Here is a 242-nt window from a genome sequence, read left to right as displayed (position 1 = left end):
TTATATTGTTGTTGCTAGGTGCCTACGATACCGTATTGGAAGCCGTGCATACTCTTAACTTTACGGTACTATTAACTGTGATGGCGGGCATGGCAACTGGATTGTTTTTATTTACCCGTGCTCTAAAATGGTTATTAGCCCGCTACTATCAAGCCACCTTGGCATTGCTGACCGGTTTTATTGCCGGCTCTTTGGTCAAGGTATGGCCGTGGAAAGTAGATGTATTAGGCGCTCTTAACAGC

Annotated in this window: 1 protein-coding gene; it reads left to right on the top strand. The window is 45.0% G+C overall.

Features of this window, described 5'->3' with window-relative positions; genetic code table 11:
* Positions 1–242: undecaprenyl phosphate translocase family protein (locus BKB51_RS20595; protein WP_125911899.1), on the top strand; the 242-nt coding region annotated here is incomplete at both ends.

The sequence above is a fragment of the Kiloniella majae genome (assembly GCF_002118315.1).
Taxonomy (GTDB): Bacteria; Pseudomonadota; Alphaproteobacteria; order Kiloniellales; family Kiloniellaceae; genus Kiloniella; species Kiloniella majae.
Note: the sequence above shows the minus strand (reverse complement) of the source record. Positions and strands in the feature narration are given on the sequence as shown.